The organism is Paenarthrobacter sp. NPDC018779, assembly GCF_044391085.1.
Taxonomy (GTDB): Bacteria; Actinomycetota; Actinomycetes; order Actinomycetales; family Micrococcaceae; genus Arthrobacter.
This window is the reverse complement of record NZ_JBIRZS010000012.1, coordinates 111,383-124,736: the sequence shown is the minus strand read 5'-3', so window position 1 is coordinate 124,736 and position 13,354 is coordinate 111,383. Positions and strand designations below refer to the sequence as shown.

The following is a 13,354-nucleotide window of genomic DNA, read 5'->3' as shown; positions in this document are numbered from 1 at the left end:
GAATGCGGGCCCACTGCCCATCAGTCAAAACAGAAGTACGAGACACACATCAAGCATCCCCGCTAAAGAGCCCGGGTTTTAGGAGACACGCCCTAGATTGGCCCTATGACATCCACCCCGGCCGGACCAGGCCAGCCCTCGCCCTCCTTGCAGCGCACCATCCCCGCGCCCGCCGCCTCCATCAGCAAGTCCGGCATCGCCGCCGTCATCGTCACCGTCGTCCTGTGGGCTTCGGCGTTCGTCGGCATCCGGGCCGTCGGACCCAGCTTCTCCCCCGGCTCCTTGACGCTCGGGCGGCTGGCGATTGCCGCCGTCGTGCTTGGACTTGTGGTGCTGCCCGGCCTCAAGGTGTGGCCGAAAGGCCGCGAATGGCTGCCGATCGCGGCTTACGGGGTGATGTGGTTCGGCGGCTACAACGTGGCGCTCAACGCCGCAGAGCACATGCTGGACGCCGGTACCAGCGCCATGCTGATCAACGTGTCGCCGATCCTGATCGCGGTCCTGGCCGGCGTCATCCTCAAGGAAGGCTTCCCGCGGTGGCTGCTGATCGGCAGCGCCGTGGCTTTTGGCGGGGTGGCGATGATCGCGCTCGGTTCCGGGCAACGCTCGACGGCGGACGTCACCGGCGTGCTCTTGTGCTTGCTTGCCGCGGTGCTCGCCTCAGTCAGCGCGATCCTGCAGAAACCCGTCCTCCGGAAATTCACGGCAGGTCAGGCAACGTGGTTCGGCATCATGATCGGGGCGGTGTGCTGCCTGCCCTGGACCGGCCAATTGCTCGGCGAAATCCAGGCCGCACCACTGCCCGCAACGCTGGGCCTGGTGTACCTGGGGATCTTCCCCACCGCCATCGCGTTCACCACGTGGGCCTATGCACTGTCCTTAATCCCGGCGGGGAAGCTGGCCGCAACCACCTACCTGGTTCCGGGCACCACCATCCTGATTTCGTGGGCCCTGCTCCACGAAGTGCCAACGATCTGGGGACTCGTGGGAGGCGTCGTGTGCTTGGTGGGCGTGGGCTTGACCCGACGGAACCCCCGGGCGAAAAACACACTGCGCGCGTCCAAGGGCAGGATTCAGGCCAGGACGCGCGCAGGGCAGGGCCGGGGCGAACACTCCTAGGAAGCAGGAGCCTAGCGGGCCATGCCCGCCAACAGTTCGCGGTGCGTGGGCGGATTGGCGCCAGGACGGCCAACGGTGATGGACGCTGCCATGGACGCGGTGGTCCCGATCCGCTCGAGCACGGTAGGCGCCATCCCGTCGCTGCCGCGCAGGAGCAGTCCCATGATGAGCGCGGACATGTAGGAGTCGCCGGCGCCGATGGTGTCCGCGACGTCCGAGGGGATGGCCGGGACATTGAGCTGCATCTGCCGGGTTGCCATGAGCGAACCGTTGGAGCCCTGCGTCACCACGGCGAGTCCGGTGCCGAGGGAGAGCAGGTGGCTGGCCGTGTCCTCCAGTGCCTTGCCCGGGTAGAGCCACTGCGCGTCGTCGTCGCTCATCTTCACCACGTCGGTGAGCGGCACCAGCTCCTCGAACAGGGTCAGCGCCTCGTGGTGGCTGCCCACCAGGTCCTTTCGGATGTTGGGATCGTAGGTAACCATGCAACCGCCCTGCGCCTGCTCCAAAAGGCTCCGGACCACGCTGGCGCCCGGCTGCAGGAACGTGGCGATGGAACCGGTGTGCAGGATCTTCGGGGCGTAGGGCAGCACCAAGGGAGACAACGCCCAGTCAATGTCGAACGTGTATTCCGCGGAGCCGTCGGCAGCGATCTGGGCCGTCGCCGTCGCCGTCGTACCCAGTGACTTGGAACCCGGCAGGAGCACCACGCCCGCGGTTTGCAGGTGCGTGGCGATGGCATCCCCGCGCTGGTCCTTGCCAATGGCGGTCAGGAGGCCCGTCTTCACATCGAGGCGGCCAAGCCCGTACGCCACGTTGGCGGGTGAGCCGCCGGGGTACTCCGTGGTCCCCTCAGGCGATTCCACAATGTCGATGAGCGCTTCACCCACCACGACGACGTCGAGGGGTTCAGGCGCGAGGGAAAGGCTGGCGGTCATGCGGTTCCTGTTCGTTGGTTGGGGAGGTGCGGAGGCGCGGCCACGGAATGCCGGTCGACGAGGGGACATTCGAACAATTCAGTGTGGCCCGGGGACGGCGTACCGGCAAGGATCAGCTCCACGGCCCGACTTCCCATGTCAATGAAAGGCAGTTCCAGGGTGGTCAGGCCCGGCCGCAAGTGGGGTGCAAGCGACTCCTGGTTGTCGAAACCCACCACGGACACGTCGTCCGGCACGGTGAGCCCCAAGGACGCGAGCGCCTGGTAGGCACCCCACGCCGTGCGGTCGTTGCCGCAGAAAATCGCAGTTGGCGGCTGGTCCAGCGCCATGAGTTGGAGCGTCTCGCGGTGGCCACCGGCTTCCTGGCCGTCGCCCGCACGGTGGAGGTCGCCGTCGTACGCGATGCCTGCCCCGGCCAGCGCCTGCCGGTACCCTTCAAGACGCCCGACGACGGCCGGCAGTCCGTCTTCGACGGTGCCAATGTTGATGAAGCCGATGCGGCGGTGGCCCGCGTCGACGAGTTTCCTGGTAGCGGTTTGGCCGCCCAGGACTTCAGCGGGTGCGATGCTCGCGAACGTGCCGCTGCGGTCCCGGGCATTAAGCACGACGGCGGGAACCTCACCCAGCGCGTCCAGAACGTCCACCATCTGGTGGTACATGGACGCGTACACCACGCCCGCAACCTTATGGGACAACATGGCCTCAAGGGACGCCGCCTCAAGCTCCTTGTCGCCGCCGGTGTTGACGGTGAGCAGCAGCATGCCGGCTTCCCAGGCACGGGCCTGTGCTCCCTCGATGATCTTTCCAGCGAACGGCGCTGTGGCCACGTGATCGCCCACAAAGCCGATCATCCCTGCCACTCCGTCACGGAGGACCTTGGCGTGGGCATTGGTCCGGTAGCCCAACTCCCGGGCCGCCTGGTGGACGCGCAGCCGGGTCTCTTCCGAGACCCTGGCTCCCCTCGCATCGTTCAGCACCATGGACACCGTGGCCTGCGAAACCCCGGCGGCAGCCGCGACGTGGTGCATCGTGGGGCCGGACCCTGGGGATCCAGGCCTGGTGCCATTGCGGGACATGCGGGACCTGACTGTGGTGGGAGTGGAGGTTTGGTTATGCGTATAACCAAACCTCCAAAACAGTATCTGCCAACACATCCAGCGTCAATGCTCCCGGCGCGGACTAGAGTCGAACCATGCCCGCGAATCTTCCTCCCGGCCTTCCCATCGTTCCCGACGGCGATCGCCCTTCTTCGCCGCTGCCGTCGCTTCCGGCCCGCGAAGCCGTGCACAGTCCAGCCGAAGATTCCGGGCTGCCGCATGGTGCCCCGTTCGAGATGTCGCCGGAGGAATTCGAGGCCGCCGTCAGCGATGCCTTGCAATTGATTCCACCCAAAGCCGCGAGCGCCATGGATAACGTGGCGATCTTCATCGAAGACGATTACACCCCGCAGCCCGGGGAAGACCCGGACACCGTGCTTCTTGGCTTGTACGAGGGCGTCCCCCTGACCGAACGCGACTCGTGGTGGGAAGCCGGTTCCCTGCCGGATCGGATCACCATCTTCCGCCAGCCGATCCTGGACATCTGCACCACCCGCGAGGAGGTCATCGATGAAGTGGCCATCACCGTGGTCCACGAGATCGCGCACCACTTCGGGATCGACGACGACCGCCTTCATGAACTCGGGTGGGGCTAGCCTTGTAGGCATGGGGCACGACCACAACCACTCCCACGGAGTCACAGCAACCGGCAAACACCGCAAGCGGCTTATCGCCGTCCTGGCCATCACCCTGGGGGTGGTGGGCATCCAGGTGGTTGGCGCCGTCGTTTCCGGTTCGCTGGCCCTGCTCGCCGACGCCGGCCACATGCTCTCCGACGCCGCCGGCGTATTCATCGCCCTGATGGCGGCCTGGATCGCCACCCGTCCGGCGAGCGACCAGCGCACCTACGGCTACCAACGCGCCGAGGTCCTTGCGGCCCTGGCCAACGCACTGATCCTCATAGTCATCGCCGTGGTGATCATGATCGAGGCCATCCGGCGCTTTGGCGAGACTCCGGAAATCCACACGGACATCATGCTGGGGGCCGCGGTCCTGGGTGCCGTAGCCAACCTCGTCTCACTCCTTGTCCTGCAAGGGGCACAGAAGGAAAGCCTCAACGTCCGGGGAGCCTACCTGGAGGTCCTCGGCGACCTGCTGGGTTCCATCGCCGTCATTGTGGCCGCTATCGTCATCATGACCACGGGCTTCAGCGCCGCCGACCCCATCGCTTCCATGCTGATCTCACTCATGATCATCCCCCGCGCCTGGCACCTGCTCCGCGACGTGGTGGACGTACTCCTGGAAGCAACTCCCAAGGGCGTGGACGTCAACATGATCCGTGAACACATCCTTGCCGTGGATGGCGTGGTGGAAGCACACGACATCCACATTTGGACCATCACCTCCGGCGTACCCGTTTTCTCGGCGCATGTGGTGGTGGAGGACGAGGTCCTGAATGCCAGTGGGGCGGACAGCATCCTGGACCAGTTGGGCTCCTGCCTGGGACGGCACTTCGATACCGAGCACTGCACGTTCCAGCTGGAACCCGTGAGCCATTCAGAACACGAGTCGCACCAGCACGCCTAGCCCTCGGCGGGGATGATCGTCCCCGCGGCACCGTCCACAGTGATGGTTTGTCCCGTGACGAGCTTCGCCGTGGCATCGGGAACACCCACCACGGCCGGGATGCCGTACTCGCGGGCCACCACGGCGCCGTGCGAATTGGGGCCACCCATTTCCATGACCAGCCCGCCTGCGGTGAGGAACAAGGGAGTCCAACCTGGGTCCGTGGAGGGTGCCACCAGGATTTCCCCGGGCTCCAGGTGCGCTCCGACGGGATCCATGATCACCCTCGCAGGGGCCGTGACGATGCCTGCGGAAGCTGGGCTTCCGGTGAGTGACCCTGGCGCACCCGGAGCAGTGGCGAGGACACTGGCAGCCTCCGGCTCCGTTCCGTCGGACAGCAGGACGCGGGGAATATGCCTGCGCCGCAGCTCAAGCTCGTAGGCCTCCCGGCGCCCGGCGACCACGTGCTGGAGTCCGGTCCCGGCAAGGGCGGTCTCCACGTCATTGAAATCCAGGAAGAAGATGTCCAGGGCGTCGTCCAACAACCCGGCCTCGGCCAAGTCCCCGCCCACCAGCAATAACTGTTCCCGGGCTGCGGCGAGGCCGAGCACCAGGTTGTACTTGGGAAGTTCCCGCATGCCTGCGAAGCGCCGTGTCCGGTCCAGGGCTGCGCGAACCACCGCGGCGTGCACCGGGCTCTTGGCACGCGCCCGCGCCACCAGCCGCGATACTTGTTCTTCGGCCGCCCGGGCGGCATCCTCAAATTGCCGGGCGGGGTCTCCGACCCCTGGCTCCAGGCGGAGGTAGTTGGCCACCACGCCAAGGATGTGGGTGGGATCCTCGGACCAGCGCGGCATGCCGAGGTCGATTTCCGCGACGGCGCGGTGTCCGTAGGCGGCCAGGAACCTGTCCATGCCGGACTGGGACCGTGGCGGAAGCGTGCCGTCCTGATACGCCTCTCTGAGCTCAGCCGCCGTCCGGGAGACGAAGAACTCCTTGGCTTCCGGGTCCTGGCCGATCTTCGATGCCAGGTTCCACAGTTCCAGGTCCATCTCGGTGGTGACATTGTTGGGCAGGCCACGGATCACGGTTTGAAGTTCGTCATAGGACACGTCCGGTCCCAGGAGTTTGCGCACCAGAGCCAGCATGGCAAAGCCCACGGCTGGGAGCGGCAGGACCTGTGGCACGGTGGCGAAGATTCTTTGTCCCAGGATTTCCTCTACGTGATGCAGGCGCTGTCGGCTTGTTGCCGCTTCCGGTGCCTCCAACGATTCCTGAAGCTCCTGGTCGATCCTGTCCACGCGCCGCATTGCCGCCGCCGGCCGGAAGAGCGCCCGGAAAATCGTCTCCGGCACCCGGTACGCGGCGGCAACGGGTGCCACGTGCCGGATGAGCTTGAACGGCGTGTTGTTGGTGACGGTGAACCGGGGATCATCGCCGAGTCCACGGATCAGGGCAGCCGAGCGGGCTTCCATGATGTCGAAGACCCTGGGCACGATCAGCCGTCCTACCCTGCTGCGAAGTACGGAGGTGACGTCGAAGAAGATCCGCTGCCCTGCTTCGTAGTACGGCGAAGGCCCCGAACGCGGATGAGGCACGGTGAAGCGTGCTTTGCCTGCCACGCAGGACGCGATGAGGCGGATCCCAGCCAGTCCCATGGGCGTCAACGGACGGGTGAGTCCCTGGGCCAGGCTGAAGTTGAGGAAGGCGTGTTCTCCGGGAATGTCCGGTTTCCGCGTGGTTTGCGGATACAGGGTGGTGATGGGCCGTGCCTGGGTGAGCCAGAGCTTGCCTGCCTGGTCGATGGCCCATTCGGTGTCCTGCGGCACGTCGTAGTGCTCCTCGACCCGCTGGCCGAGCGCCGCCAACGCCTTGACTTGCCCATCGCTGAGGCAAGGTTCCGGGGGCGCCTCGGAGGTCTCCTGCTCCACCCTTTCCGTGCCGCCCCCGGCCACGGAGCGGATTTCTACCTGCCTGTCACCGAGCGTGCACTTCAGGATGCGGCCGCTTTGGATGTCCACCACGTATTGGTCCGGGTTCACAGCCCCGGACACCACGGCCTCGCCGAGTCCGGGACTGGCATCGATCACGGCTTCCCGACGGCGGCCGGTCACCGGATTCGCGGTAAACATCACCCCTGCGGTGGCTGACTGGACCATCTCCTGGACCACTACGGCCAAGGCCACCGTGGAATGGTCGATCCCGTTGGTGGACCGATAGCTCACTGCCCTGTCCGTCCAGAGGGAGGCCCAGCATTTGCTGACGGCGTCCAGGACGGAGTCCACGCCCACGACGTTCAGGAACGTGTCCTGTTGGCCGGCGAAGCTCGCGAAAGCGAGATCTTCGGCAGTTGCCGAGGACCGGACAGCGACCGGAACGTCGGTACCCAAGGCGAGGTACGCGGCCCGTACCTGCCTGGCGACTTCCGGCGGAATCCCGGCGTCGAGGACCAAAGACCGGGCACGGGCCGCGAGTGAGTTGAGGTGGGCGGGGTCAGGGCCGGCTGGGGAGCCGTTGCGCACCGGCGTCGCGTCCGTCGGGGCACCGCCCGAAGCGGTAGGTTCCGGGCCACCCGTGGCGCGAGCGCCCGCGGGGTCCGGGTTGGAAGCCGTGGCCTCCATGGCATCGAAGACCTCCTCCATTCCGGCGGACGCCAGCGAATGGCGGTAGGCCGCCGTCGTGAGGCAGAAGCCCGGTGGCACCGGCAGCCCGGCCGCCGTCAGTTCACCGAGGTTGGCAGCCTTACCGCCAACCTGCGTCAGCATGCCTGCCCGGATCTCCTCCAGCGGCAGGATGAACCCGGAGCCGTCAGCATCCTGCGGCGGCTCTTGTGCCCTTGGTTCCTTTGCCCGTGCGCCGGGATCCTGGCCGTCCATCGACCGGAGCCGTTGCCCTATGCAGCCCCGAGCATGGGACCGAAGTTGGCCCGGTCGGCGAGCCGCGGGTCCTCCCGGTCCGGGACCACCAACACGGGGCCCTTGGCGTGGTGCAGGACGCCGTCGGACGTGGAGCCAAGGAGCATCCCGGCAAAGCCGCCGCGGCCCCGGGTACCCAGCACCACAAGCTCAACACCCCTGCTCGCTTCCACCAGGACATCCACAGGCGAGCCATCGGTCAGATCCGTTTCCACGGTCAGTTTGGGGAAGTGGCTGCGCAGCCATGCGACGCCGGCGTCCAATTGCACCTTGATGTCCGCGAACAGGGCGTCCCTGTCCAGCGGCGCGGGCACCCACGCGAGGGAGCCGCTGTATTGCGGGACGGCGCAAATGACCCGGAGCTTGGCTCCCATCCGTTCTGCCTGCTCGGCAGCTTCCAAAACTGCGATGCGGGCCTGCTCGGAACCATCGACGCCTACCACCACCACGTTCTCCACCGTGCGCGGACCGGCTTTGGCGTGCTCGGCCTTGATGTGGCGGTCCTCGGTGCTCTCCCCGAGGCGGTCGGCGCAGTACAACGGCACCGTAACCGTGGGGCATTTTGCGTGGGCCGGGAGCGCGCTGCTCACCGAACCCAGGAGCCGGCCAACGAAACCTCCCCGGCCCCGGCTTCCGAACACCAGCAAAGCGGCCTCGGCTGAGAGGTCCAGCAGCACGCCGGCGGCATCGCCGTTTTCCACGGAGGCGTCCACGTCCAGGTCATAGCCGGCCACCTTTTCCATGGCCTGCTTGACGATTGCTTCCGCGCCCTCGCGGATGACGGAATCGTCCACGGTTGCGTAACCGCCGTCCAGGCCGGAGGCCGCGAAAATCGGCACCGAGTAGGCCGTGACGATATGAAGGGGAAGTTGGCGGCGTTCAGCCTCGCGGGCGGCCCACACCAGAGCGCATTGACCGTGTTCCGAGCCGTCTACTCCGACGACGATTCCACCAGGGGCAACGGCTTCTCCGTCGCCGCTCCGGGGTTCTTCAACGTGACTGCCGTGCTGGTCCATGGGGCCCGCCTCTCCACCTGCTGCTTTTGTTCCGGTCATTCTGCCAGAGGTTTCACCCCGCAAGGTGACACGCCCGGCCTGGTACGAATATCCGGGGAAGGAGAAGTTCAGGGCATCCCCTTCCACTGCCCACTATTCTCGGTTGCCAAGGCCGAATCAAGGCGACTTTTCGCCCGCCGCATAACGGTCCGGGCTCGGTTTCCGGTGTCCTTGTTGGACTCCTGATGAACAAGTAAAAACACGCTGCCATTGAGGCTATCCACGGCCCCAAAAGTTCTGTAGTGTTCGAGTCACCGAATGGCCGGCAAGCGTGTTCCAGGACACACCCGGCCATTTGTTTGCGGACGCTGGGGGAGCTTGGACGCGAAACAACGCGATGCCTTCGGGCACACACGTCAAGGAGGAGCCAAGCAGTGTCACTCACGCCTGATTCCGGCACAGAGCGCACCACCACCGTGGTGATTGGAGCCGGGCTTTCCGGCCTTGCCGTGGCCAGCGAGCTCAGCCGCTACGGCGTCGGCTCAATCGTGGTGGACGGGTTTGGATCCCTGTCCACATCCGGTCCCTCAGTCCACACGGGAATGCTGCAGCGCTGCGATGCTGGCGACCCCGCGGCCATGGTGGAACGAAACCAGATCCTCCGGCACTTGCGGAACTACGCAGCCAGCCATCAGCTCGATGTGCGGAGCACTACCAAAGCCGTGCGCCTGGACTTCCTGGGAGCCAACCAGGGCCTGCAACTTGGCCAGCGGGCCGTGGCTGACCTCTCGGCTCCCGGCGTTGGCGGCCCCGGCCTGGCGACGGCTGGACTCGCACCCTTCGACCCAACACCCTTCGGCCCAGCACCCTTTGAGTCAACACCCCGCCAGTGGGCCGTGCACACGGCCAGCGGCATCCTTCTGGCGGACCACATTGTGGTGACGCGTTGCGCCCAAAGCCACTTGCGCCGGATGTTGGCCGAACTCGGCATCGCGATCGGGCAGAACCTCGTGGCCGCCATGCGGGCGGTCGGGATGCACCTTGTTGGCGTCGGAGAACTCATCACCCCCACCCCCAAGGAAGTGCTCCGCCAGGCAAAGGCCGTGGGACAGGCGATCTCGTCGAAGGTGGCGCTCCCGGCCGGACCGGGCGTCGCGATCGCCTGAAGCGCCGGCACAGTGCTGCATCTGGAAACGGGCACCTCGGCCGCCTGACCAACCGGCATGTCCGCTGCCGCGATCAGCCAAATGCTGCGAGCAGCCAAATGCCAGGGATCCTGAGTACCCAGCAAGCCCTTAACAGCCGAAGGCCGGCACCCGGAGAATAATCTCTCCCAGGTGCCGGCCTTGGTGTTTAAGCGTGAAGCTTAGGCGCCAGCGCGTACGTACGTGATGGGGCCGGTTGCGGTCAGCCAGCTGATCGGGTGGATGCCGGTCTGGTTGCCGTTGATGCCACCGCTGATGGCCTGGCCGTTGCCGATGTAGATGGCAACGTGGCCGGACTGGACGATCATGTCGCCGGGCTGGGGATCGCTGACTACCTTGCCGTAGTTCAGGAACTGCATCGGAGCGAGGTCACCCACGGGGATGCCTGCCGAGCCGAGTGCGCGCTCCACCATGGCGGTGCAGTCCTGCATGATGCCGATCTGGGCGTAAGCAGAGGCAACCATGGCTGCGTTGACGCTGCCAGCGGGTGCTGCTGCTGCAGGGGCCGCGGCGGCGGGGGCAGCCGCGGTAGCTGCAACAGTAGCCTTGGCGGTGGTGGTCGCAGTGGTCGCCTTCTTGGCCGGAGCCGCAGCCACCGGAGCCGGCTTCTCGATAACGGGAGCCGCGACGGAGGAAACCGCGGGGCGCTCGAAGTTGATGGTGGCCGTTGCAGCTGCGGTGACTACCTTGTTGGGGGTCTCCGCAACGGTTTCGGCAACGGTCGCCGGGCTGGAGTCGCGTTGGACCGGAGCCTGTGCGGGGGTCTCGGCAGCGTGGGCGGCAATGGAGCCGGTCAGGACAAGGCCGGAAGCTGCAGCAATGACGGCTGCCTGGCGGCCAGCGCCGGAAGCGTTGCTGGCAACGGCCTTGGAGATGGAGATGAACGGATTGGGACGTGCGATGTCCGCCTTACGACGGCCGCGAAGAATGCGTGAAGACATGAAAAAGCCTCTCCCGATGCCTGCGAGGTTAGCTGTCGGATTCGGATGGGAGTCACCCGGTCACTATCCCCCGCTGTTCAGCGGAAGCCTCGTGACTTCACCCCAAGGCACGCTCGATGGCGGCCTAAAATGGGTTCCCCGTCTCTGCCGTAGGTTTGTCTGCGAACGGATTCCGGACTGCGGCAGAGCTAGGCAATCAGGCCGGAAGTGCCCCAAAGATGGATTGGGCACAGGTACTACCGTAACGGATGATCACGCCAAAGTCACATTTGAGTAACGAGGAGTTGGCTTTGCGCGTGTCGCGGTAACCCTTTCGAGATTTTCGCAGGTATGTAGAAAACCGCGTCATTCCGCGGAATTATCGCCCTCGGCCTCGTTGGAAGCGGCCAATTTCCTGCGGGCTGTAATCGCCAGGAAAACCACCAGGCCCACTGCCACCACAGCGAGGCCCACAATGCTCCATGGGAAGGGCTGGGAGGCGGCCGGAGCCGACTCGCCGGAGCCGGTCCCCGGGGCTGCCGTTCCCGCGCTCGGAACCACCGCGCCCGAGGCCGAAGCGGACGGCGAGGCGCCCGCGGAGCCGCTTGCCGCCGTCGTGCTTCCCGCGGTGGACGTGAACTTGAAGGTGCCTTCAATCGGGTGCGAATCGGAGCTGACCACGCGCCACACCACGGTGTACTCGCCGGCCGGGGCTCCCGGGCGCAACTTTTGGACTGCCTGGTTGTCGATGATTTCGACGGCGCCGTCCGCCCAGTTTTCGCCGCCCGCGGTCACCGTAACGCCGGAGCCGATGGCCAGCGGACGGTTGTTGAACGTAATGGAGACCGACGCCGGGACTGCCGCCACGGTGGCTCCGTTGGCCGGAGTGGTGGACTCGGCGACGTCGTGCGCGGACGCGGGGGCGGCACCAAAAAGTACCGCCGAGGCGAAGGCAAGGGCGGCAACGACGGCGGCCAGAAGCGGGCGGATGGTACGCATGGGGCGGTTTCTCCTAATGTTGGCTTCCTTACAGACTAGGCGAATCGTCCGGGCGCCCCGTAGCCGCGGGCATAGGATTTGAGAGCACACTCACCCGATCCCCGGAGACCTTCATGCTTAAACAAGGTTCTGCCATAGACCGCTACTTCAAGATTTCCGAACGTGGTTCCACGTACTCACGGGAAATCCGTGGCGGGTTCGCGACCTTCTTTGCCATGAGCTACATCGTGGTCCTGAACCCCCTGATCCTCTCCGGAGCCGACTCCAGCGGAGCCTCCTTGGGCTTCACCGCCGTCGCAGCCACCACAGCGTTCGTTGCGGGCATCCTGACCATCCTCATGGGAGCGTGGGCCAAGCACCCGTTCGCCGTCGCCACGGGCCTGGGAGTGAACGCCTTCGTTGCCGTGACTGTGGCTTCGCACCCGGGGCTGACGTGGCCGGACATGATGGGGCTGGTGGTCCTGTCCGGCCTCACCATGCTGATCCTGGTCCTCACGGGATTCCGGACTGCCGTATTCAAAGCCGTGCCGGAAGCCCTCAAGACCGCGATCGTGGTGGGTATCGGCCTCTTCATTGCCCTGATCGGCCTGGTCAACGCCGGGTTCGTCCGGCGCATCCCCGACGCCGCCGGCACCACCGTTCCACTCGGCTTGGGCGTGGACGGCAAGCTCATGGGCTGGCCCACGCTGGTGTTTGCCGTCGGATTGATCCTGACCATCGCCCTGGTGGTCCGCAAGGTGCGCGGCGCGATCCTCATCGGCATCGTCGTATCCACCGCGCTGGCAGCGATCCTGGAATTCACCCTCCACATCGGCCCGAGCTTCGACGGCAAGAACGTCAACCCGCGCGGCTGGTCCCTCGTGGCACCGACGCTCTCCGAGTGGGGCGCCCCGGACCTTTCTTTGATCGGCAAGGCGAACCCTTTCGGCGCCTTTGAACACCTTGGTTTCATCGCGGCCGCCCTGCTGGCCTTCGTGATCCTGCTCAGCATCTTCTTCGATGCCATGGGCACCATGGTGGGCCTGGCCAACGAGGCCGGAACCGTGGACAAGCACGGCAACATCCCCAACGTGGACCGCGTGCTCCAGGTGGACGCCCTCGGCGCGATTGTTGGTGGCGGCGCGTCCGTCTCCTCCAACCAGATCTTCGTGGAGTCCGGCGCGGGCATCGGCGAGGGTGCGCGGACCGGTCTGGCGTCCATCGTGACCGGCGTGCTGTTCCTGGTGGCCATGTTCTTCACGCCGCTCATCAACCTGGTCCCGTTCGAAGCCGTCGCCCCCGCACTGGTGGTGGTTGGCTTCATGATGGTCTCCCAGGTGGGCAAGATCGACTGGCAGGACTGGGGCGTGGGCATCCCGGCGTTCCTCACCATCGCCCTCATGCCGTTCACGTACTCGATCGCCAACGGCCTGGGTGCAGGCTTCATCTCCTACGTCCTCATCCGCACCTTCCAGGGCCGCGCCCGCGAAGTACACCCCCTCATGTGGGCTGTTGCGGCGGCATTCCTGCTGTTCTTCGGCATCGGAACAGTGGAGGAACTGCTGGGCGTCAAGTAAGTCGCTGCGCCGAGTTGGCATTTGATGACAGTCCGAGGCTCCCGCATTGTCATCAAATGCCAACTCGCGGTTTTTTGAGGGACGGATGTCCGGGGTTTCAGACACTC

Annotated in this window: 11 protein-coding genes and 1 riboswitch; of the genes, 5 read left to right on the top strand and 6 right to left on the bottom strand. The window is 65.8% G+C overall.

The annotated features are described in order from the left end of the window. The first annotated feature begins 105 nt into the window (after window positions 1-105). Entirely contained in the window at window positions 106-1,119 is a 1,014-nt protein-coding gene (locus ACH488_RS13915; RefSeq protein ID WP_397325055.1) for a DMT family transporter, read from the top strand. A gap of 11 nt (window positions 1,120-1,130) precedes the next feature. On the opposite strand, the gene ACH488_RS13910 is transcribed toward ACH488_RS13915, so the two are convergent. Both ACH488_RS13910 and ACH488_RS13905 read right to left on the bottom strand, forming a co-directional pair. Then, on the bottom strand, window positions 1,131-2,054 hold the full coding sequence (locus tag ACH488_RS13910) for a carbohydrate kinase (protein ID WP_397325053.1): 924 nt from the start codon (window positions 2,052-2,054) through the stop codon (window positions 1,131-1,133). Beyond that, window positions 2,051-3,130 (bottom strand): LacI family DNA-binding transcriptional regulator, encoded by a 1,080-nt coding sequence (locus ACH488_RS13905; RefSeq protein WP_397325052.1) that lies wholly within the window; start codon window positions 3,128-3,130, stop codon window positions 2,051-2,053. The genes ACH488_RS13910 and ACH488_RS13905 overlap by 4 nt, the downstream gene beginning before the upstream one ends. 116 nt (window positions 3,131-3,246) lie before the next feature. On the opposite strand from ACH488_RS13905, the gene ACH488_RS13900 reads away from it, so the two are divergent. Both ACH488_RS13900 and ACH488_RS13895 read left to right on the top strand, forming a co-directional pair. After that, complete coding sequence (locus tag ACH488_RS13900; RefSeq protein WP_397325051.1) at window positions 3,247-3,747, top strand: metallopeptidase family protein; 501 nt, start codon at window positions 3,247-3,249, stop codon at window positions 3,745-3,747. 10 nt (window positions 3,748-3,757) lie between these two features. Further along, on the top strand, window positions 3,758-4,678 hold the full coding sequence (locus ACH488_RS13895; RefSeq protein ID WP_397325050.1) for a cation diffusion facilitator family transporter: 921 nt from the start codon (window positions 3,758-3,760) through the stop codon (window positions 4,676-4,678). On the opposite strand, the gene ACH488_RS13890 is transcribed toward ACH488_RS13895, so the two are convergent. Together ACH488_RS13890 and ACH488_RS13885 are read right to left on the bottom strand one after the other, a co-directional pair. Further along, the gene (locus ACH488_RS13890) at window positions 4,675-7,533 is read right to left on the bottom strand and encodes a PEP/pyruvate-binding domain-containing protein (protein ID WP_397325048.1); all 2,859 of its coding nucleotides are present in this window, start codon (window positions 7,531-7,533) and stop codon (window positions 4,675-4,677) included. The two genes, ACH488_RS13895 and ACH488_RS13890, sit on opposite strands and share 4 nt — an antisense overlap. A 17-nt stretch (window positions 7,534-7,550) precedes the next feature. Continuing rightward, on the bottom strand, window positions 7,551-8,588 hold the full coding sequence (locus ACH488_RS13885) for a universal stress protein (protein WP_397325046.1): 1,038 nt from the start codon (window positions 8,586-8,588) through the stop codon (window positions 7,551-7,553). Between the two features lie 413 nt (window positions 8,589-9,001). Between ACH488_RS13885 and ACH488_RS13880 the strand changes: the two genes are divergently transcribed. Further along, the gene (locus ACH488_RS13880) at window positions 9,002-9,733 is read left to right on the top strand and encodes an FAD-binding protein (protein ID WP_397325044.1); all 732 of its coding nucleotides are present in this window, start codon (window positions 9,002-9,004) and stop codon (window positions 9,731-9,733) included. 200 nt (window positions 9,734-9,933) lie between these two features. Here the strand turns inward: ACH488_RS13880 and ACH488_RS13875 are convergent, their stop codons facing one another. Both ACH488_RS13875 and ACH488_RS13870 read right to left on the bottom strand, forming a co-directional pair. Then, complete coding sequence (locus ACH488_RS13875) at window positions 9,934-10,713, bottom strand: NlpC/P60 family protein (RefSeq protein WP_397325042.1); 780 nt, start codon at window positions 10,711-10,713, stop codon at window positions 9,934-9,936. Between the two features lie 3 nt (window positions 10,714-10,716). Next, window positions 10,717-10,908, bottom strand: a riboswitch (cyclic di-AMP (ydaO/yuaA leader). A gap of 150 nt (window positions 10,909-11,058) precedes the next feature. Beyond that, a complete protein-coding gene (locus ACH488_RS13870; protein WP_397325040.1) occupies window positions 11,059-11,691 on the bottom strand; it encodes a copper resistance protein CopC in 633 nt (210 codons plus the stop codon). Between the two features lie 113 nt (window positions 11,692-11,804). Here ACH488_RS13870 and ACH488_RS13865 point away from each other — a divergent pair, with 113 nt between their 5' ends. Then, entirely contained in the window at window positions 11,805-13,247 is a 1,443-nt protein-coding gene (locus tag ACH488_RS13865; RefSeq protein WP_397325038.1) for an NCS2 family permease, read from the top strand. Window positions 13,248-13,354: the final 107 nt, after the last annotated feature.

Coding starts and splice junctions, on each gene's coding strand:
- ACH488_RS13915 (WP_397325055.1), top strand. CDS start 106: ATGACATCCACCCCGGCCGGACCAGGCCAGCCCTCGCCCTCCTTGCAG.
- ACH488_RS13910 (WP_397325053.1), bottom strand. CDS start 2,054: ATGACCGCCAGCCTTTCCCTCGCGCCTGAACCCCTCGACGTCGTCGTG.
- ACH488_RS13905 (WP_397325052.1), bottom strand. CDS start 3,130: ATGTCCCGCAATGGCACCAGGCCTGGATCCCCAGGGTCCGGCCCCACG.
- ACH488_RS13900 (WP_397325051.1), top strand. CDS start 3,247: ATGCCCGCGAATCTTCCTCCCGGCCTTCCCATCGTTCCCGACGGCGAT.
- ACH488_RS13895 (WP_397325050.1), top strand. CDS start 3,758: ATGGGGCACGACCACAACCACTCCCACGGAGTCACAGCAACCGGCAAA.
- ACH488_RS13890 (WP_397325048.1), bottom strand. CDS start 7,533: ATGGACGGCCAGGATCCCGGCGCACGGGCAAAGGAACCAAGGGCACAA.
- ACH488_RS13885 (WP_397325046.1), bottom strand. CDS start 8,588: ATGGACCAGCACGGCAGTCACGTTGAAGAACCCCGGAGCGGCGACGGA.
- ACH488_RS13875 (WP_397325042.1), bottom strand. CDS start 10,713: ATGTCTTCACGCATTCTTCGCGGCCGTCGTAAGGCGGACATCGCACGT.
- ACH488_RS13870 (WP_397325040.1), bottom strand. CDS start 11,691: ATGCGTACCATCCGCCCGCTTCTGGCCGCCGTCGTTGCCGCCCTTGCC.
- ACH488_RS13865 (WP_397325038.1), top strand. CDS start 11,805: ATGCTTAAACAAGGTTCTGCCATAGACCGCTACTTCAAGATTTCCGAA.